16 protein-coding genes are annotated in these 19,359 nt (G+C 68.2%); 11 read left to right on the forward strand and 5 right to left on the reverse strand.

Annotated features, from left to right (window positions below; all coding sequences use genetic code 11):
- Nucleotides 1-16: 16 nt before the first annotated feature.
- Nucleotides 17-727, reverse strand: a complete 711-nt coding sequence (ispD, locus tag WT16_RS09835; protein WP_015600386.1) for a 2-C-methyl-D-erythritol 4-phosphate cytidylyltransferase — start codon at nt 725-727, stop codon at nt 17-19.
- Nucleotides 728-748: 21 nt separating this feature from the next.
- On the opposite strand from ispD, the gene mfd reads away from it, so the two are divergent.
- Nucleotides 749-4,318: a transcription-repair coupling factor gene (gene mfd, locus WT16_RS09840; RefSeq protein ID WP_170963095.1), complete on the forward strand. Its 3,570-nt coding sequence runs from the start codon at nt 749-751 to the stop codon at nt 4,316-4,318.
- Between the two features lie 129 nt (nt 4,319-4,447).
- Here the strand turns inward: mfd and WT16_RS09845 are convergent, their stop codons facing one another.
- Nucleotides 4,448-4,642, reverse strand: coding sequence for a hypothetical protein (locus tag WT16_RS09845; RefSeq protein ID WP_063533239.1), 195 nt, complete (start codon nt 4,640-4,642; stop codon nt 4,448-4,450).
- Nucleotides 4,643-4,961: 319 nt separating this feature from the next.
- Here WT16_RS09845 and argE point away from each other — a divergent pair, with 319 nt between their 5' ends.
- The 3 genes from argE (at nt 4,962) to WT16_RS09860 (ending at nt 8,177) form a co-directional block, all read left to right on the forward strand.
- Nucleotides 4,962-6,179: an acetylornithine deacetylase gene (gene argE / locus WT16_RS09850; protein WP_063533240.1), complete on the forward strand. Its 1,218-nt coding sequence runs from the start codon at nt 4,962-4,964 to the stop codon at nt 6,177-6,179.
- Nucleotides 6,180-6,246: 67 nt separating this feature from the next.
- Nucleotides 6,247-7,278, forward strand: a complete 1,032-nt coding sequence (locus WT16_RS09855) for a threonine/serine dehydratase (RefSeq protein ID WP_015601864.1) — start codon at nt 6,247-6,249, stop codon at nt 7,276-7,278.
- A 449-nt stretch (nt 7,279-7,727) separates the two neighbouring features.
- Nucleotides 7,728-8,177 carry a DUF3574 domain-containing protein gene (locus tag WT16_RS09860; RefSeq protein WP_015601734.1) on the forward strand — a complete coding sequence of 150 codons (450 nt, stop codon included), beginning with the start codon at nt 7,728-7,730 and terminating at the stop codon, nt 8,175-8,177.
- A 208-nt stretch (nt 8,178-8,385) separates the two neighbouring features.
- Here the strand turns inward: WT16_RS09860 and WT16_RS09865 are convergent, their stop codons facing one another.
- Nucleotides 8,386-10,908: a penicillin-binding protein 1A gene (locus WT16_RS09865; protein ID WP_015600999.1), complete on the reverse strand. Its 2,523-nt coding sequence runs from the start codon at nt 10,906-10,908 to the stop codon at nt 8,386-8,388.
- Nucleotides 10,909-11,150: 242 nt separating this feature from the next.
- Here WT16_RS09865 and WT16_RS33615 point away from each other — a divergent pair, with 242 nt between their 5' ends.
- The 5 genes from WT16_RS33615 to WT16_RS09885 all read left to right on the forward strand — a co-directional run bounded on the left by WT16_RS33615 (nt 11,151) and on the right by WT16_RS09885 (nt 14,851).
- Nucleotides 11,151-11,333 carry a hypothetical protein gene (locus WT16_RS33615; protein WP_156521425.1) on the forward strand — a complete coding sequence of 61 codons (183 nt, stop codon included), beginning with the start codon at nt 11,151-11,153 and terminating at the stop codon, nt 11,331-11,333.
- Nucleotides 11,334-11,422: 89 nt separating this feature from the next.
- Nucleotides 11,423-12,103 carry a PspA/IM30 family protein gene (locus tag WT16_RS09870; RefSeq protein ID WP_006026123.1) on the forward strand — a complete coding sequence of 227 codons (681 nt, stop codon included), beginning with the start codon at nt 11,423-11,425 and terminating at the stop codon, nt 12,101-12,103.
- Nucleotides 12,104-12,215: 112 nt separating this feature from the next.
- On the forward strand, nt 12,216-13,424 hold the full coding sequence (locus WT16_RS09875) for a tetratricopeptide repeat protein (RefSeq protein ID WP_063533241.1): 1,209 nt from the start codon (nt 12,216-12,218) through the stop codon (nt 13,422-13,424).
- 184 nt (nt 13,425-13,608) lie between these two features.
- A complete protein-coding gene (mscL, locus tag WT16_RS09880) occupies nt 13,609-14,040 on the forward strand; it encodes a large conductance mechanosensitive channel protein MscL (RefSeq protein ID WP_004192898.1) in 432 nt (143 codons plus the stop codon).
- A gap of 367 nt (nt 14,041-14,407) precedes the next feature.
- On the forward strand, nt 14,408-14,851 hold the full coding sequence (locus tag WT16_RS09885; protein ID WP_004191671.1) for a hypothetical protein: 444 nt from the start codon (nt 14,408-14,410) through the stop codon (nt 14,849-14,851).
- A 155-nt stretch (nt 14,852-15,006) separates the two neighbouring features.
- On the opposite strand, the gene WT16_RS09890 is transcribed toward WT16_RS09885, so the two are convergent.
- Nucleotides 15,007-15,945: an NAD(P)-dependent oxidoreductase gene (locus tag WT16_RS09890; protein WP_043282428.1), complete on the reverse strand. Its 939-nt coding sequence runs from the start codon at nt 15,943-15,945 to the stop codon at nt 15,007-15,009.
- 90 nt (nt 15,946-16,035) lie between these two features.
- On the opposite strand from WT16_RS09890, the gene WT16_RS09895 reads away from it, so the two are divergent.
- Both WT16_RS09895 and WT16_RS09900 read left to right on the forward strand, forming a co-directional pair.
- Entirely contained in the window at nt 16,036-16,245 is a 210-nt protein-coding gene (locus WT16_RS09895) for a dodecin (protein WP_009912804.1), read from the forward strand.
- Nucleotides 16,246-16,753: 508 nt separating this feature from the next.
- Entirely contained in the window at nt 16,754-17,683 is a 930-nt protein-coding gene (locus tag WT16_RS09900; protein WP_006026119.1) for a LysR substrate-binding domain-containing protein, read from the forward strand.
- Nucleotides 17,684-17,777: 94 nt separating this feature from the next.
- On the opposite strand, the gene WT16_RS09905 is transcribed toward WT16_RS09900, so the two are convergent.
- On the reverse strand, nt 17,778-19,190 hold the full coding sequence (locus WT16_RS09905; protein ID WP_063533242.1) for an 8-oxoguanine deaminase: 1,413 nt from the start codon (nt 19,188-19,190) through the stop codon (nt 17,778-17,780).
- Nucleotides 19,191-19,359 lie beyond the last annotated feature (169 nt).

The raw sequence follows: 19,359 nt of genomic DNA on the forward strand, positions 1-19,359 counted from the left end.
ATGGTGAAGATGCGGTTCAGGAAGCGCGCGCCGGATGCGCGAGGATCGCCTCCGCGAGGTCGAAATCCTCCGGGTACGTGACCTTGAAGTTGCGCAGGCTGCCCTGCACGACGCGCGGCGTGTGGCCCGCCCATTCGATCGCGCTCGCTTCGTCGGTCAGATCGTGGCCCTCGAACTGCGCGCGCTGGATCGCGTCGCGCAGCATCCCGATGCGGAACATCTGCGGCGTCTGCGCCTGCCAGAGGCCGTTGCGCGACTCGGTGCGCTCGATCGCGTCGCTGCCCGCCGGCACGCGCTTGAGCGTATCGGCGACCGGCAGCGCGACGATGCCGCCGACGGGGTCGTCCTTCAGCGCGCCGATCAGCGTGCGGATCAGCGCGGGCGTGATGCCGGGGCGCGCGGCGTCGTGCACGAGCACCCAGTCGGCGTCCGTCGCGCCGAATTCGGCGAGCTGGATCAGCCCGTTCATCACCGACGCCTGCCGCGACGCGCCGCCGCAGCGCCGCACCGCGAAGCGCAGGCCGGAAAAGCGGCGCGCGTCGAAGTGGGCGTCGTCGGGCGAGATCACGACGAGCGTCTGCGCGAACTCGCTGCACGCGTCGAACGCGGCGAGCGTGTAGTGCAGGAGCGCGCGTCCGGCGAGCGTGCGGTATTGCTTCGGCAATGCCGAGCCGGAACGGCTGCCGGTGCCGGCGCACGGAATCAGGGCAAAAAGTCGGGAGGTCACGGAAAGGGAGCGCCGGGAAAGATGAAATCGAAGGACGGATTTTATAATACGTCTTTCGCCGTGATGAGCCGCGCCGAGCTCGTCCGCCATCCGGCGTCCGCCAACCAGCCGCTCGCTATGTCAGACAACGCCTCCCCTTCGCAGTCCCCCATCGCGCTCGTCAAGGCGGGCCAACGCTTCGCATTCGACGGCGCGCACGGCTCCGCCGACGCGCTCGTCATCGCCCGCTATCTCGCCGCGCACCGCGCGCAGGTGCCGCTTCTCGCCGTGATCTGCGCGAACGCGGTCGACGCGCAGCGGCTCGCGCAGGAACTGCGCTACTTCGCGCCCGACGCGCGCGTGCGCGTGCTGCCCGACTGGGAGACGCTGCCGTACGACACATTCTCGCCGCACCAGGATCTCGTGTCCGAGCGGCTCGCGACGCTGCACGACCTGGGCGAAGGCCGCTGCGACATCCTGCTCGTGCCAGCGACGACGGCGCTCTACCGGATGCCGCCCGCGTCGTTCCTCGCCGCGTACACGTTCTCGTTCACGCAGGGCGAGCGGCTCGACGAAGCGAAGCTGAAGGCGCAACTGACGCTCGCCGGCTACGAGCACGTGAGCCAGGTCGTGCGGCCCGGCGAATACTGCGTGCGCGGCTCGCTGATCGACCTGTTCCCGATGGGCTCGCCGCTGCCGTACCGGATCGATCTGTTCGACGACCAGGTCGACTCGATCCGCGCGTTCGATCCGGACACGCAGCGCAGCCTCTACCCGGTGCGCGACGTGCGCCTCCTGCCCGGCCGCGAGTTCCCGTTCGACGAGGCCGCGCGCACCGCGTTCAGAAGCCGCTGGCGCGAGACCTTCGAAGGCGACCCGAGCCGCTCGCCGATCTACAAGGACATCGGCAACGGCGTGCCGTCGGCCGGCATCGAATACTACCTGCCGCTCTTCTTCGACGAGACGGCGACGCTCTTCCACTATCTGCCCGAGCGCGCGCAGCTCGTGTTCGCGGGCGATCTCGACGCGGCGATCAAGCGCTTCACGGCCGACACGAAGCAGCGCTACGCGTTCCTGTCGCACGACCGCGAGCGGCCGATCCTTGAGCCGCAGCGCCTGTTCCTGTCCGACGACGACTTCTATCTGCTCGCGAAGCCGTTCGCGCGGCTCGTGCTGCCCGCGCAGCCGGCGGGCGGCTGGGCCGCGCCGCTGCCGAACCTCGCACTCGACCGCCACGCGGACGCGCCGCTCGCCGCATTCGTCGCGTATCTGGAAGCGACGAAGAACCGCGTGCTCTTCACCGTCGAATCCGCGGGCCGCCGCGAAACGATCGCGCAATTGTTCGCCGAGCACCATCTGCGCCCCGCGGGCAGCGACAGCTTCGCCGCGTGGCTCGAGAGCGACGAGCGCTTCGCGCTCGGCGTCGCGCCCCTCGCGAGCGGCTTCGCGGTGCCGGGCGAAGGTTACGCGATCGTCACCGAGACCGAGCTGTACGGCGCGCTCGGCCGCCGCGCGGGACGCCGCCGCCAGGAGCAGGCGAGCAACGTCGACGCGATGGTGCGCGACCTGTCCGAGCTGAAGGTGGGCGACCCGGTCGTTCACGCGCAGCACGGCATCGGCCGCTACATGGGGCTCGTGTCGATGGATCTCGGCGAAGGCGAGACCGAGTTCCTGCATCTCGAATACGCGAGCGACAGCAAGCTGTACGTGCCCGTCGCGCAACTGCACGTGATCTCGCGCTACAGCGGCGCGGACCCGGACAGCGCGCCGCTGCACGCGCTCGGCTCCGGCCAGTGGGAGCGCGCGAAGCGCCGCGCCGCGCAGCAGATCCGCGACACCGCGGCCGAGCTGCTGAACCTCTATGCGCGCCGCGCGGCGCGCGAGGGCCACGCGTTCGCGCTCGATCCGCGCGACTACGTGAAGTTCGCCGACAGCTTCGGCTTCGAGGAAACGCCCGACCAGGCCGCCGCGATCGCGGCCGTGATCGGCGACATGACGAGCGGCAAGCCGATGGACCGCCTCGTGTGCGGCGACGTCGGCTTCGGCAAGACCGAGGTCGCGCTGCGCGCGGCGTTCATCGCGGTGCTGGGCGGCAAGCAGGTCGCGCTGCTGTCGCCGACCACGCTGCTCGCCGAGCAGCACACGCAGACCTTCATCGACCGCTTCGCCGATTGGCCCGTGAAGATCGTCGAGCTGTCGCGCTTCAAGTCGACGAAGGAAGTGAACACGGCGATCCAGCAGATCAACGAAGGCAGCGTCGACATCGTGATCGGCACGCACAAGCTGCTGTCGTCGGACGTGCAGTTCAAGCGGCTCGGCCTCGTGATCATCGACGAGGAGCACCGCTTCGGCGTGCGCCAGAAGGAAGCGCTGAAGGCGCTGCGCGCGGAAGTGGACGTGCTCACGCTGACCGCGACGCCGATCCCGCGCACGCTCGGCATGGCGCTCGAGGGCCTGCGCGACTTCTCGGTGATCGCGACCGCGCCGCAGAAGCGGCTCGCGATCAAGACCTTCGTGCGCAGCGAGGACGAGAGCGTGATCCGCGAGGCGATGCTGCGCGAGTTGAAGCGCGGCGGCCAAGTGTACTTCCTGCACAACGAGGTCGAGACGATCGAGAACCGCCGCGCGATGCTCGAGGCGCTGGTGCCCGAGGCGCGCATCGCGATCGCGCACGGCCAGATGCACGAGCGCGAGCTCGAGCGCGTGATGCGCGATTTCGTCGCGCAGCGCGCGAACGTGCTGCTGTGCACGACGATCATCGAGACCGGCATCGACGTGCCGAGCGCGAACACCATCATCATGCACCGCGCGGACAAGTTCGGCCTCGCGCAGTTGCACCAGTTGCGCGGGCGCGTCGGCCGCTCGCACCACCAGGCGTACGCATACCTGCTCGTGCACGATCCGCAGGCGCTCACGAAGCAGGCGCAGCGGCGGCTCGAGGCGATCCAGCAGATGGAGGAGCTCGGCTCGGGCTTCTACCTCGCGATGCACGACCTCGAGATCCGCGGCACGGGCGAGGTGCTCGGCGACAAGCAGTCGGGCGAGATCCACGAGATCGGCTTCCAGCTCTACACCGAGATGCTGAACGACGCGGTGAAGGCGCTGAAGAACGGCAAGGAGCCGGACCTCACCGCGCCGCTCGCCGCGACGACCGAGATCAACCTGCACGCGCCCGCGATCCTGCCCGCCGACTATTGCGGCGACGTGCAGGAGCGGCTGTCGCTGTACAAGCGGCTCGCGAACTGCGAGCACGGCGATTCGATCGACGGCATCCAGGAAGAGCTGATCGACCGCTTCGGCAAGCTGCCGCCGCAGGCGCACGCGCTCGTCGAGACGCACCGGCTGCGGCTCGCCGCGAAGCCGCTCGGCATCGTGAAGATCGACGCGAGCGAAGCGGCGATCGGGCTGCAGTTCGTGCCGAATCCGCCGATCGATCCGATGCGCATCATCGACATGGTGCAGAAGCACCGGCACATCAAGCTCGCGGGCCAGGACAAGCTGCGGATCGAGACGCGCACGCCGGACCTCGCGGTGCGCGTGTCGACGGTGAAAGAGACGCTGCGCGCGCTCGGCCAGCCTCAGCAGTCGCGCGCGCAAGCGGCGGCGCGATAGTTGGCGGGGCATGGGGCGCGGGGCGCGGCTGGCGGCTTCGTCGCCGAGCGACGCAGCGCATCCTTCGCGCGCGAGCCGCCGGCGCGCGCGGACAGCCGTCGCACGACCGGCTGCCGGAAGCCCCCCGCCCTAACGCGAGAAATCGACGGCCACGCCGTCGATCCACGTGCCCAGTTCGTCGACGCCGATCTCCGCGCCGCGCTCGATGCCGTCGGGCAGACGCTTCAGCTCACGCATCATCGCCATCGTGAGAAAGTTGACCGGCGGATTGTCGAAACTCACGATCAGCACGCGCGCGCTGCGTTCGATGTGCAGATGCGTCATCGTCTCCTTGTTCTGCTGTTCGGCGCTGCGGCCGCCAAAGCAATTACATCGATAAATGTAATTGTCTCGATATTAAGTTTCTAAATAGAACTTAGTCACGCGTCGACGAGCGCGTCGCACGGACAGTATCCGGCCCCAGGCCCGCCGGGAGCGTCGTCACGGATTCGCAGGACAATGCGGATCGCTCCGCCGACACATGCCAGCACACACACCGCGCGAACGCGCCGGATGCTGCGCCGCAAAGCGTCGCGCGAAGACGGGCCGTATCGTTTTTGAGTATGATCTTTGCATTCATCTGCCCATCTGCCGGAGCCCCGCCATGTCCGTTCCCGACGCAACGGCACCGTCCGCGTCCTCGCCCACCTCGCTAGCCGAACCGATCAGCCTGTCGTGGGTCGAGCGGCTCGTATCGATCGACACGACGAGCCGCGTGCCGAATCTCGGCCTCATCGAAATGGTCCGCGACACGCTCGCCGCGGCGGGCGTCGAATCGACGCTCACGCACGACGCCCGCGACGGCTGGGCGAACCTGTTCGCGACGATCCCCGCGCACGACGGCGCGACGAACGGCGGCATCGTGCTGTCGGGCCACACCGACGTCGTGCCCGTCGACGGGCAGCAATGGGACAGCGATCCGTTCAGGCCCGAAGTGCGCGACGGCAAGCTCTACGGGCGCGGCACCTGCGACATGAAAGGCTTCATCGGCGCGGCGCTCGCGCTGCTGCCCGAGATGCAGGCGGCAAGGCTCGCGCAGCCGATCCACTTCGCGCTGTCGTTCGACGAGGAGATCGGCTGCGCCGGCGCGCCGCTGATGCTCGCCGATCTGAAGGCGCGCGGCGTCGCGCCCGCCGGCTGCATCGTCGGCGAGCCGACCGGCATGCGCCCCGTGATCGCGCACAAGGGCATCAACGTCTACCGCTGCTGCGTGCGCGGCCACGCCGCGCATTCGTCGCTCACGCCGAAGGGCCTGAACGCGATCGAATACGCGGCGCGCCTTATCTGCCACATCCGCGATCTCGCCGACGAATTCCGCGCGCAAGGCCCGTTCGACGAACTGTACGACGTGCCGTTCACGACCGCGCAGACGAGCATCATCCAGGGCGGCAACGCGGTCAACACGGTGCCCGCCGAATGCCAGTTCTCGTTCGAGTTCCGCAATTTGCCGACGCTCGACCCCGATGCGATCTTCGCGCGCATCGACGCCTACGCGCGCGACACGCTGCTGCCGCGGATGCGCCGCGAGCATCCGAACGCGGCGATCGAGTTCACGAAGGTCGCCGCCGCGCCCGGCCTCGACGCAGTCGAACAGGCGGCGGTCACGGAGCTCGTGCGCACGCTCACCGCCGATCGGGAAAAGCGCAAGGTCGCGTACGGCACCGAGGCGGGCCTGTTCCAGCGCGCGGGCATTCCGAGCGTCATCTGCGGGCCCGGCTACATCGAGCAGGCGCACAAGCCGAACGAGTTCGTCGAGCTCGACCAGCTCGCGTCGTGCGAACGCTTCCTGCGCAAGCTCGTGCGGGGCATGACGCTCGCGTGAGCCCGCGCGCCGCGGCGAGCTTCGTCTTGGCCGGCCGATCGGCCACCTCATCGATACGCGCACGCACATGTCGACTTCACCCAACCGCCCCGCTCATTTGACGATCAACGGCGAGCCGATTCCGACGCTCGACGAAATTGCCGCGCAACACTTCGCGCTCACGCCGTGGGTCATGCGCACGCCGGTGTTCGAGCGCGCGGACCTGCCGTCGCTCGACAACACGCACGTGAACTTCAAGTTCGAGCTGCTGCAGGCGAGCGGCAGCTTCAAGGCGCGCGGCGCGTTCACGAACCTGCTCGCGCTCGGCGCAGACAGGAAGAGCGCGGGCGTCACCTGCGTGTCGGCGGGCAATCACGCGGCGGCCGTCGCCTATGCGGCGATGCGGCTCGGCATGAGCGCGAAGGTCGTGATGTTCGACACCGCGAGCCCGGCGCGCATCGCGCTCTGCCGCCAGTACCGCGCGGAGGTCGTGATGGCGTCGAGCCCCGCCGAGGCGTTCGAGATCGTCCGGCGAATCGAGGCCGAGGAAGGCCGTTTCTTCGTGCATCCGTTCAACGGCTATCACACGATTCTCGGCACCGCGACGCTCGGCTACGAATGGGCGACGCAGACGCCCGACCTCGATGCGGTGATCGTGCCGATCGGCGGCGGCGGTCTCGCCGCGGGCACGTCGACCGCGCTGCGGCTCGCGAATCCGCGCGTGCACGTGTACGGCGTCGAGCCGGAGGGCGCGGATGCGATGAGCCGCAGCTTCGCCGCGAATCACCCGATCCGGATGGGTGCGATGCACACGATCGCCGATTCGCTGATGGCGCCGCACACCGAGGAGTACAGCTACGAGCTGTGCCGCCGCCATGTCGACCGGATCGTCACCGTCTCGGACGACGCGCTGCGCGCGGCGATGCTCTATCTCTTCGCGCATCTGAAAGTCGCGGTCGAGCCCGCCTGCGCGGCCGCGACAGCCGCCCTGCTCGGGCCGCTGCGCGAGTCGCTGCAGGGCAGGCGCGTCGGCGTGCTGCTGTCGGGCACCAATATCGATTCGACGGCGCTCGCCACGCATCTCGAGCACGCGCGGCTGCACCGGGCAGCGCGGCCGTGACGCCGGTTATCCCCAGTTCATGTTGAAGAGCATGTTGAAAAGCCGCGGACAAGCGCGCTAACGCGTTGATCGCGCGACGTTTTCGGGGAGCGCCGCGAAATGCGTCGACGGTGCGCGCAGCGGGCGTGCAAAGCGATGCGGTTATCCCCAGTTTTTGTTGAAAGGGCTGTTGATAAGCATGGGGCAGCGGCGCTAACTGCTTGATCCGATTCGATTCGCCTGCGCCGGCGCGGGGCGTTGCACGATCGAATCGCGTCGGCCGCGCGCCGGGCCGGGCGGCGCGTTTTCCACAGATTATGTTGACAGGCTTGTTGATAAGCGGCCGGACAACTGCGTAAGTGCCTGAGCGCGCAGCGCTTTGCAGTCGCGCTCCCGGATGCGGCGGCGCGCATTTGCACGGTCGCGTGGTCGCGTGGTCGATCAAACACGACATTCGACGAGGATCAACGATGCGAGTGACTCATTCGACATGGATCGGCGGCATCGCGCTGATCGCCGCCGTCGCCGCGCTGCCGGGCTGCGCGACGTCGCCGCAGCCGGCGTCAAGCGATGCGCGCTGCGCGCAAGCCGGCGGCACGCGCGAGCTGCAGGCGGACCTGCTGTTCGGCCGCGACATCGCCGGCCGCGGCCCCGTCACCGACGCCGAGCGCGCGCGCTTCGTCGCCGACGCGGTCACGCCGCGCTTTCCCGACGGGATCACGACGTGGGACACGCGCGGCCAATGGCGCGATCGCGAAACGGGCGGCGTCGTGCACGAGAAAAGCTTCGTGATCCGTATCGTCGCGCCCGACTCGCCCGCGACGCTCGACAGCCTCGCCGCCATCCGCCGCGCGTACATCGAGCGGTTTCATCAGCAATCGGTTGGGCTCGTGCTGGCGCGCGTTTGCGCGTCGTTCTGATCGGCTCGTTCCGGAATGCATTGCATGGCGGCCGGTCATTCGCCCTCCAAGTCGAAGCAGACCGAATATTGCCGGCGAGCGCGTCGCTCGCCGGCGCAACGGCACCGCGCCGCCATCGGCAATCGCCGCCGCCAAATCCGCGCCGGCAAAAAAACGGGCGCCGCCAGCGCCCGTTTCTTCGCGATGCGATCAACGCATCGACATTCGATCAAGGCTTGTTGCCCTCGAACATGTCGATGATCTGCCGCTTCTCCTCCGGCGTCACGGGCGGCGGCGTCAGGCCCGCGGCGCCCGCCGAGCCGAGCGCGTCGTTCGCGCTCACGGTGGGGCTCGCGGCAGGGTTGAAGTCGACGTTCGCGACGAAGCCCGCGCCCGGCGTGCGATCCGCGTAATACAGCTCGCCGTCGATCGTCGTCAGCCCGTCCGGCATCGCCATCTGCTGCTCGGGCACGCCGGAAAGCGCGGTGCGCATGTAGTTCACCCAGATCGGCAGCGCGAGCTGCGCGCCGAATTCGCGGCTGCCGAGGCTCTTCGGCTGGTCGAAGCCCATCCATGCAACGGCGACGAGCGATTGCTGGTAGCCGGCGAACCAGCCGTCCTTCGCGTCGTTCGTCGTACCCGTCTTGCCCTGCAGGTCGCCGCGGCCGAGCGCGTTCGTGCCGGCGCCCGTGCCCGCCGTCGCGACGGTGTGCAGCAGGCTGTTCATCACGTATGCGTTGCGCGCGTCGATCGTGCGCGTCGCGCCCGTGCCCGCGACCACCGGCTGCGCCTTTTGCAGCGCCTGGCCGCGCGCGTCGTCGACTTCGGCGATCAGATACGGATCGACCTTGTAGCCGCCGTTCGCGAACACCGCATAGCCCGCCGCGAGCTGCAGCGGCGTGACGAGGCCCGCGCCGAGCGCCATCGGCAGATACGGCGGCGTCTTCGCGGGATCGAAGCCGAAGCGCTGCGTTACGTAGTCCTGCGCGTACGACGTGCCGATCGACGCGAGAATCCGGATCGACACGAGGTTCTTCGAGCGCTGCAGCGCGGTGCGCATCGGCATCGGGCCGTCCGGCTGATCGTCGTCCTTCGGCTCCCACGGCTGGCCGCCCGGCACGCTCGGCGGGAAATAGAGCGGCGCGTCGTTGATGATCGTCGCAGGCCCGAGGCCCTTTTCGAGCGACGCCGAATAGATGAACGGCTTGAACGACGAGCCCGGCTGCCGCCACGCCTGCGTCACGTGGTTGAACTTGCTCTTGTTGAAGTCGAAGCCGCCCACGAGCGAGCGGATCGCGCCGTCCTGCGGCGCGACCGCGACGAGCGCGCCTTCGACCTGCGGCAACTGCGCGATCTGCCATGCGCTCTTCGCGTCCTTCATCACGCGCACGATCGAGCCCGGCTTGATCTTCAGCGCGGCCGACGCGCGCGCGCTCAACGCGCCCGCCACGAAGCGCAGCCCGGCGCCGTTGATCGTCGCGGTCGCGCCGCCGACGAACTGCACGTCGACCGCCGCGGGCGACGCGGCAAGCACGACGGCCGACTGCAGATCGCCGTTGTCCGGATGATCGGCGAGCGCATCGTCGATCGCCTCGTCGCGCTCGTCGCCCGCGGGCGGCAGCGCGACGAAGCCTTCCGGCCCGCGGTAGCCGTGGCGGCGCTCGTAGTCCATGATCCCGCGGCGCACCGCCTGGTACGCGGCCTCCTGGTCGGCCGCGTTGATTGTCGTGGTGACGGTGAGGCCGCGCGTATAGGTCTCGTCCTTGTACTGCGCGTACATCATCTGCCGCACCATTTCGGCGACGTATTCGCCGTGCACCGCGTACTGGTTGCCCGGCGTGCGCACATGGATTTCCTCCTTCACCGCCTGGTCGTACTGCTGCTGCGTGATGTAGCCGATCTCGAGCATGCGCTTCAGGATGTACTCCTGGCGCACCTTCGCGCGCTTCGGATTGACGACCGGGTTGTACGCGGACGGCGCCTTCGGCAGCCCCGCGAGCATCGCCGCCTCGGCGAGCGTGATGTCCTTCAGGTCCTTGCCGAAGTACACGCGCGCGGCGGCCGCGAAGCCGTAAGCACGCTGGCCCAGATAGATCTGGTTCATGTACAGCTCGAGGATCTGATCCTTCGTGAGCGCGCGCTCGATCTTGTATGCGAGCAGCATCTCGTAGATCTTGCGCGTGTACGTCTTCTCGCTCGACAGGAAGAAATTGCGCGCGACCTGCATCGTGATCGTGCTCGCGCCCTGCCGCGCGCCGCCGTGCAGCAGATCGGCCACGCCCGCGCGGAGAATGCCGACGAAGTCGACGCCGCCGTGCTCGTAGAAGCGGTAATCCTCGATCGCGAGCACCGCCTTCTTCATCACGTCCGGGATGTCCGCGAAGCGCACGAGGCTGCGGCGCTCCTCGCCGAATTCGCCGAGCAGCACGTGGTCCGCGCTGTACACGCGCAGCGGCACCTTCGGCTGGTAGTGCGTGAGCGCGTCGAGCGAAGGCAGTTGCGGCCCCATCACGACGAGCGCGTAGCCCACGATCAGCGCGCCGACGACGAGCAGCGTCGCGAAGAGCCCGACGAACCACAACGCGACGCGCGAGCCGAACGTGCGCGAGCCGCTGTCGCGGCTCGTGCGGCGCGACGCGCGGTCGCCGTCATCGTCGTCATCGGTGTAATAGGCGCCGGCAGGCGAGCGTCGTAGCGAATAATGGTGCTCGTTCGTGGCGCGGGAGGAAGGCGGTCGTTTGATAATAGGCATGTCGGATGGGCGGCGCACGAGGCGCGCCTCGAGCACGCGCTGAGCGCGTGCGTGGAATCGATGGGCGTAGCGTCGTGGAGCGTATCACGTCGACGGCTCCCGGCGCGCGTCGGTCCATACGGCTGTCCGGTCCGCAGCGTGACAGCGCATTTTAATGAAATCGATCGCCCCCCTTCAGGATTTTTTGTAAAAAATCCCCCAGTTCGTTGCGCCGCGCACCGTCGTGCGCCGCGAACGCTCCTATGATGAAGGCGAAACGCGGCGCGACGCCTCCTTTCGTTCTGAAAGGCGCGCACGCGCAAAAAATGGCGCGCGGCGCACTGGAAATTACCGTCTCCGGCCATATGTTCGGTCGCGGCGGCCGGCATGCGCGCCGCCCGCCCGGGCCTGCGTTTAAGCGGCGTTTAAGCGAACCGGTGGTGTAATATCCGCCGACGCGAGCCGCCTCGCACCGCGGCGAGGCATCGCCCGCGATGCGCGATGCGCGCATCGTTCATCACTTACGGAGGAATCCATGTCGCTTTTCGACTCTATTTCGCGCACGATCAAAGGTCTGCTGAACGACGCGGCGGACTCGGTGCAGGACCCGTCGCGCGACGCGCGGCAGATCGTGCGGGAGCTCGACGACAGCATCGGCCGCGCGGAAAACTCGCTGATCGAGATCGAGGCGCAGGTCGCGACGCAACGCAGCAAGCGCGACGCCGCCGACGAGCGCGCGAAGAAGTACGAGGACGGCGCGAAGCGCGCGCTGCAATCGGGCGACGAAGCCCTCGCGCGCGAAGCGCTCGCCGCGCAGGCGAACGCCGAGGCCGAGCGCGACGCGCTCGCCCGCGAGCTCGAGACGCTCGAGCCGTCGGTCGACAAGCTCAAAGGCCAGATCGCCGACATGCGCGCGCGCCGCAACGATCTGAACGCGCGCTCGAACATCCTGCAGGCGAAGCAGGAAATCGCGCAGGCGAAGGACGTCGCGGCCACCGCGCTCGGCGGGATCGGCGGCAAGAACCTGTCCGAGGACTTCCAGAAGCTCGAGGACAAGGTCGCGCTGTCGAACGCGCGTTCGGACGCGCGCCTGAACTCGGCCGATACGAACAGCGGCCGCGCGCTCGACGACAAGCTCGCGGCGCTGAACAAGGGGCCGTCCGTCGAGGACCGCCTCGAAGCGCTGAAAAAGCAACTGAACACGCCGGCGCAGTAACGGCGGCTCCGCCAGCCGGCGCTTCGCAGCCGCGGCGGCGGGCGCGTCCGCTTCGCTCCGCCGCCGCGCCGCGAACATCCGCAAGGAGACGGGCCGAGCGCCCGAACCGATCATGAAAAAGCTTCTCGCAGCCGTCGGATTGTCGCTACTCCTCGTGTCGGCCGCCGCGAACGCGGCAGTGCCGTCGCTGCAACAAATCCAGCAGTCGATCGCGCAAGGCAACTGGCAGCGCGCCGACGCGCAGCTCTCGCAGGTGATCGACGCATATCCGGACAACGCGCGCGCCCGCTATCTGTACGGCCAGGTGCTCGACCGCGAGGGCCGCCCCGCCGAAGCGCTCGCGCAGATCGAGCGCGCGAAGTCGCTCGATCCGCAACTGCGCTTCACCGATCCGTCACGCTTCGCGCAGACGGAAGCGCGCGTGCGCGCCGATGCGCGCCGCGTGGCGGCTGCGCAGACGTCGCGCTCGGCGACCTCGGGCGGCATGCTCGCCGCGCCGCAGGCCCAGGCCCAATCCCAATCGCAATTCGCCGCGGCACCCGCCGCGCCCGTGCACCGCGGCCCGTCGGCGGGCATGTGGATCGGCCTCGCGGTGCTGATCGGCGCGATCGTGCTCGTGCTGCGCAGAACGCTGCGCCGCGCGCGCTCGGCCGACGATCAGCGCGCCGACGACGAACGTCGCGCGCAACTGAAGCGCGCAACCGACATCCTCAACGACGTGCGCCCGCTCAAGCTCGACGCGCGGCTGTCGACGGCGCCCGGCGCCGCCGCGCTCAACGGCGAGATCGAGGCGCTCGAAGCGCAGGCGCGCGAGTTCGTCGAAACGCTGTCGAACGGCAAGAACCCGGTGCCGCCGTACCGGCTCGACGAGTTGGAGAAGCAGTTCGCGAGCCTGAAGGCGCGCGTCGAGGGCCGCCCCGATCCGAACGCGGCCGCGGCCGCAGCAGGCGCCCCCGGCCAAACGGGCTCGGTATTTGCTCAGGAGGCCGATCGGTTGACGGGCGCGCAAGGCCAGCCGCCCTACTCCCCGTATCCGCCGCAGCCGCAACAGCAGCCGCCCGTCGTGATCCAGCAAGGCGGCGGCTTCGGCGGCGGCATGGGCGGTTTGCTCACGGGCGTGCTGCTCGGTCAGGCGATGTCGCATGGCCGCGACCGCGTGATCGAGCGCGAAGTGATCGTCGACGACGAAGCGCGGCGCCGCGCAGGCGCCGATCCGGGCATCGACTTCGGCCAGGGCGACAGTTGGGACAGCGGCAGCTCGGACGGCGGCGGAAGCGTCGATCTCGGCAGCAGTGGCGACGATTGGAGCAGCAACGGTTGACGATGCGCCGCGGAAACGACGAAATGGGCCGAAAACGGCCCATTTTTTTTGCGCGCCCCTTTGTCAAGATTTTTCAGATGAACTATCGATAAAGGATCGGGTTCGTTATGATGACGGCCATCAATGTGCCGTAACGAATCGTTGCGCCACGCGCCAATTCACTTTCGACAGGAGCAAGCCGCCCATGAGCATCATCAAGGAATTCAAGGAATTTGCCGTCAAGGGCAACGTCATGGATCTCGCCATCGGCGTGATCATCGGCGGAGCGTTTTCGAAGATCGTCGATTCGGTGGTGAAGGATCTCATCATGCCCGTCATCGGCGTGCTGACGGGTGGCCTGGATTTCTCGAACAAATTCGTGCTGCTCGGCCAGATTCCCGCGTCGTTCAAGGGCAATCCGGAATCGTTCAAGGATCTGCAGGCGGCGGGCGTCGCCACGTTCGGCTACGGCTCGTTCATCACCGTGCTGATCAACTTCATCATCCTCGCGTTCATCATCTTCCTGATGGTCAAGTTCATCAACAAGCTGCGCAAGCCGGAAGAAGCCGCGCCCGCCGCGACGCCCGAAGACGTGCTGCTGCTGCGCGAGATTCGCGATTCGCTGAAGCAGCGCTGAACGCACGCGCCGCACGATCGCCACGAAGCCCGCCGCGCGCGGGCTTTTTTTCGTCGTCCGGACGGTTTCCGGCGGTGCGGCGCGCGCAAGGCAGAGAATACCCGCATCATTTTTTGCGACGTTCTGACGCACGCGCGGCGCTACCGGGTCTATGATGGAGACTCAACGACAGTGCAGGCGCAGAAGCGCTGGCTTTGGCGATCGTAGGCTCTCCCCGGTTCGGTCGACGCACGGCAAAACGCATCGGCGAACTTCATGAAGCCGGCATTTTCGTATGCTATAAAAGATCGACATGCGGCGCGCATAGCCGGGAGTGGGTCGCATGAGGATGCCGCATTTCTTGCAATTGTTTTTGAGGCGAGTGTTTATGTCCTTCCCGAAAAAACGCCGACGCGCGCAACCGGACGGCCAGGAATCGTTCCTCGCAGTGCTGCGCCATGCGAAGCCGTTCGCCCAGCTCGACACGAAGATCGCGCGCGCGCGCGCGCAGGACGAGCCCGTGCTCTACGCGCACGTGCTGCCCGGCCTCGACGTCCTGCTCTGCAGCGTTCGCGGCGCGCAGCCGCCGTATCCCGCGATCGCCGAGCTGCGCAAGCGTTGCATCGAATCGATTGCCAATGCGCTCGAGCAGCCGCTCGACGGGCTCGAAAACGGCGGCTACTGGTACGAAGCAAACGGATTCGGCTTCCTCGTGTTCGCGAGCCGCGCCCGCGCGCGCATCCTGCCCGAATTTGGTGCGGGCGTGAAAGCCGGGCTGCGCAGCGGAATCGGACAGCCGAACGCCGGCGATACCACGCCTCGCTCGCTGTAATTCTCGCCATCATGAAACGGGCCGTTTGAAACGGCCCGTTCTTCATTCACGCCGCCGTCGCGCGGCGGCATGCGCGTTTTTCGGCGTATCTTTCGGCGCGTTGCCGGAGAGATCTGTACGCGCCGCCGCGACGCCAGCGCATAAACATCCACCCGTCACTCGCCTCGCTTCGCCTGCGGCCGCACGATGTCGATGAACGCCGCGAAATCGGCTTGCGCAAGCCCCATCGCCGCGCCGAGCCGCAGCACCTGCTGCACGGCCGCCGCAACAGGCATCACCGCGCCCGTATCGCGCGCCGCATCGGCGATTGCGTCGACATCCTTCTGAAACGTCCTCAGCGCGCCGATCGACGGATGGCCCGTGCCCGTCATCCGCGGCACGAACGTCTGCAGCAGCACCGAATCCGCCCAGCCGCCCGCGAGCGCTTCGGCCAGGCGCGCCGCGTCGATGCCGCTCGCCTGCGCGAGCCCCACCGCTTCGGCGATCGCCGTGACGGTCGCCGTCACGATCGCCTGATTGCACAGCTTCGCCGTCTGCCCCGCTCCCGCATCGCCGAGATGCGTGACGCGCGATGCGTAAGCGCCGATCAGCGCGCGCACCGCATCGACATCCGCTTGCGGGCCGCCCGCCATCACCGCGAGCGTGCCCGCCTCCGCGCCCGGCACGCCGCCCGACACCGGCGCGTCGACCCAGCTCGCGCCGAGCGCCGCCGCGCGCGCCGCATACGCGCGCGTCGCCGCGGGCGGAATGCTCGAATGATCGACGATGCGCCGCGCGCGACGCGCGGCGGCATCGCCCGCGAGCACGCCGGATGCGCCGAACACGACGTCGCCGACCGCTTGCGCATCGAGCACGCACAGCATCACCGTCTCCGCGCGCGCGGCGAGTTCGGCCGGCGTGTCGACGACCTGCGCGCCGTGCACGGCGAGCGCGTCGGCTTTCGCGCGCGTGCGGTTCCATACGTGCACCCGATGGCCCGCCGACAGCAGATGCCGGATCATCGGCGCGCCCATCAACCCCGGCCCACAGAATCCTACGTCCACATCTTCCCCTTTCCTCTCGTTCGAATACCGATTGAAGTTGCCGCCCATCATACCTATCACTCAAGAAGGCATGCGCGGGAACGCCTGATGCGCGCGTCTTGCCCGCTGAACCGAACGTCGAACGACTCACCGGAGAACATCATGAACGACCACGTCTACAAGCTGCTCGAACTCACCGGCTCGTCGCGCCAGTCGAGCGACGACGCGATTCGCAACGCGATCGCCAAGGCGGCGAAGACCGTGCGCAATCTGCACTGGTTCGAAGTCACCGACACGCGCGGACACATCGAAGGCGATCAGGTGATTCACTGGCAAGTGACGCTGAAGGTCGGATTGCGGATCGAGGACTGAACGGGCCCGGCGGGACCGGCCGGCTGCGCCGCGCGCGACGCGCGGGCATCAAACGAGCGTTTGGAACGCTCGTTCGCGCGGGACGCGACGATCGCCCCGCGACGCGCGCGGAACGCGCGTCGGGCGGCGTATCGTCCGGTCCGCCTTTCAGGCGCGCGATGATACGTGACGCGTCGCGCGACATCGGCTCGGCGCTACCGATGGGGCCGACCTGCCGTTACCGTTTCGGTCTCCTTTGCACGTCAACATGTCGTTCCTTTTTTCGTCGCTCGTCCCGCCGCTCGTTTCACCGTCTTTCTTGCCGTCCCCTTCGCCTCCTTTTCAGCCGCCTTCGCACGGTTGCACCGCAAGCTCGCCGCCGCCGTCCGCATCGCCCGCCCGTCGTGGATGATCCCCCGCCGCGCGCGGCGATTCGAATGCGTCACGCTTGACGCTCCTTTATGTCCATATTAAAAACCATATACCCCCAGCCCCCATCGATCAGCCCGGACATATAAACGGAGAGAGCATGAGCCAGCAACGCGAGGCGATCGACACGTATCTATTGCGCGTCCTGCACACTTTGCTGATGGAGCGCAGCGTGACGCGCGCGGCCGTCAAGCTGAACCAGTCGCAACCGGCGATCAGCGCCGCGCTGCGCCGCCTGCGCGACATCACGGGCGATCCGCTCCTCGTGCGCGGCAAGTCCGGGATGGTGCCGACCGAGTACGGCCTGCGCCTGCTCGAGCCCGTGCAGAACGCGCTGCGCGAAATCGAACGGATCAAGTTCCAGCAGCACAATTTCGATCCGGCGACGTCGATCCGCTGCTACCGGATCGGCTGCCCGGACTATCTGAACGTGCTGTTCGTGCCGACCGTCGTCGAGCGCTTCCGCCAGGCCGCGCCGAACGCGACGCTCGAGTTCCATTCGCTCGGCCCCGCGTTCGACTACGAGCTCGCGCTCGAGGACGGCAAGCTCGACATCGTCGTCGGCAACTGGCCGGAGCCGCCCGAGCAATTGCACCTGTCGAACCTGTTCGTCGACGAGATCGTCTGCCTGATGAGCAACACGCATCCGTTCGCCAAGCGCGGCGGCCTCACGCTCGACCAATACCTGAACGCGCCGCATCTCGCGCCGACGCCGTACTCGGTCGGGCAGCGCGGCGCGATCGACGTCCATCTCGCGCGCGAGCGCCTGAAGCGCCACGTCGTCGTCACGCTGCCGTACTTCAATCTCGCGCCTTACGTGCTCGTGAAGTCGGATCTGATCTTCACGACGACGCGGCTCTTCGCCGATCACTACGCGAAGTTCCTGCCGCTGTCGGTCGTGCCCGCGCCGCTCGATTTCCCGCCGATGCAGTACTACCAGCTCTGGCATGAGCGCTGCCATTACTCGGACGAGGTGCGCTGGCTGCGCGGTCTCGTCGCCGAGGCGACCCGCACGCTGATCGAGGTGTAAGGACGCGCGGCGCGGGGGTCACGGCGCTTGATGCGCGTCACGCCGTCGGCAGCGATGTCGGCAACGCGATCGGCCGACGCGCAAGCCGCGCCGCTCAGCGCGCCGCCTCGCCAAGCGCCCGCGCAAGCGCGTTGTGTCGCTCGACGAGCGGCTCGATCTCGAGCGTCGTCAGCCGCCCTTCCCGCACGACGACGCGTCCGTTGACGACGCTGTACGCCGCCTGCGACGGCGCGCAGAACACGAGCGCCGCGACGGGATCGTGCAACGCGCCCGCGAACTGCGGCGTGCGCAAGTCGAACGCGACGAAATCCGCCGCCATGCCGGGCGCGAGCGCGCCGATGTCGTCGCGGTTCAGCACGCGCGCGCCGCCGAGCGTCGCGATCTCGAGCGCATCGCGCGCGGTCATCGCGTCGGGGCCGAATCCGACGCGCTGCAGCAGCAGCGCCTGCCGCATCTCGGCGACCATCTGCGCGCCGTCGTTCGACGCGGAGCCGTCGACGCCGAGTCCAACCGGCACGCCCGCAAGCCGCATCCGCCGCACGGGCGCGATCCCGGACGCGAGCCGCATGTTCGAGCACGGACAATGCGCAACGCCCGTGCCGGTGCGCGCGAAGCGCGCGATGCCCGGCTCGTCGAGCTGCACGCAGTGCGCATGCCACACGTCGCGCCCGAGCCAGCCGAGATCCTCCGCATATTCGGCGGGCGTCATCCCGAACTTCTCGCGGCTGTACACGACGTCGTTCACATTCTCCGCAAGGTGCGTGTGCAGCGACACGCGATACGCGCGCGCGAGCGCCGCCGCGTCGCGCATCAGGCCCCGGCTCACCGAGAACGGCGAGCACGGCGCGACGACGACCCGCAGCATCGCGTAGCGGCCTTCGTCATGGTAGGTCTCGATCACGCGCTGCGTGTCGCGCAGGATGTCCGGCTCGCGCTCGACGACCGAGTCGGGCGGCAGCCCGCCGTCGCGCTGCCCGACGCTCATGCTGCCGCGGCTCGCGTGAAAGCGCATGCCGATGCGCTGCGCGGCCGCGATGCTGTCGTCGAGCCGGCTGCCGTTCGGATAGATGTACAGATGATCGCTCGACGTCGTGCAGCCGGACAGCAGCAGCTCGGCCATTGCGGTCAGCGCCGACACCTCGATCATCTCCGGCGTCAGATGCGCCCAGACCCGGTACAGGCTCGTGAGCCAGCCGAACAGCTCGGCGTTCTGCGCGGCGGGAATCGCGCGCGTGAGGCTCTGATACATATGATGATGCGTGTTGACGAGCCCCGGGATCACGAGATGGCCGCGCAGATCGAGCACTTCGTCCGCGTGCGCGGGCAGCTCGGCGCTCGGGCCGACCGCGACGATCCGGTTGTCCTCGACATAGAGGCCCGCATCGCGCAACTCTCGGCGCGCGCCGTCCATCGTCACGAGCACGTCGGCGTGCCTGACGGCGAGCGTCCTCGGCCGATTCGGGGAAAGGGACTGCGCGCCGGCGCGCGCGCTCGGGTGTCGTTCCATCGTCGTTCGATCTCCGTGTCGTTGCGCCACCGAAGCGGCCTCGCTGCTCGAATGTCCGAACGCTCGAACGCGACGCTCGGCACGCACCGCGCCGCCGCGTCCGTTCGAACGCCCTGGCCCGGTTACCCGGCGTGCCCGCCGTCTTCGGGGTGCGCGAGCGCGATTCCGA

The organism is Burkholderia sp. MSMB1589WGS (assembly GCF_001636105.1).
GTDB classification, from domain to species: Bacteria; Pseudomonadota; Gammaproteobacteria; order Burkholderiales; family Burkholderiaceae; genus Burkholderia; species Burkholderia humptydooensis.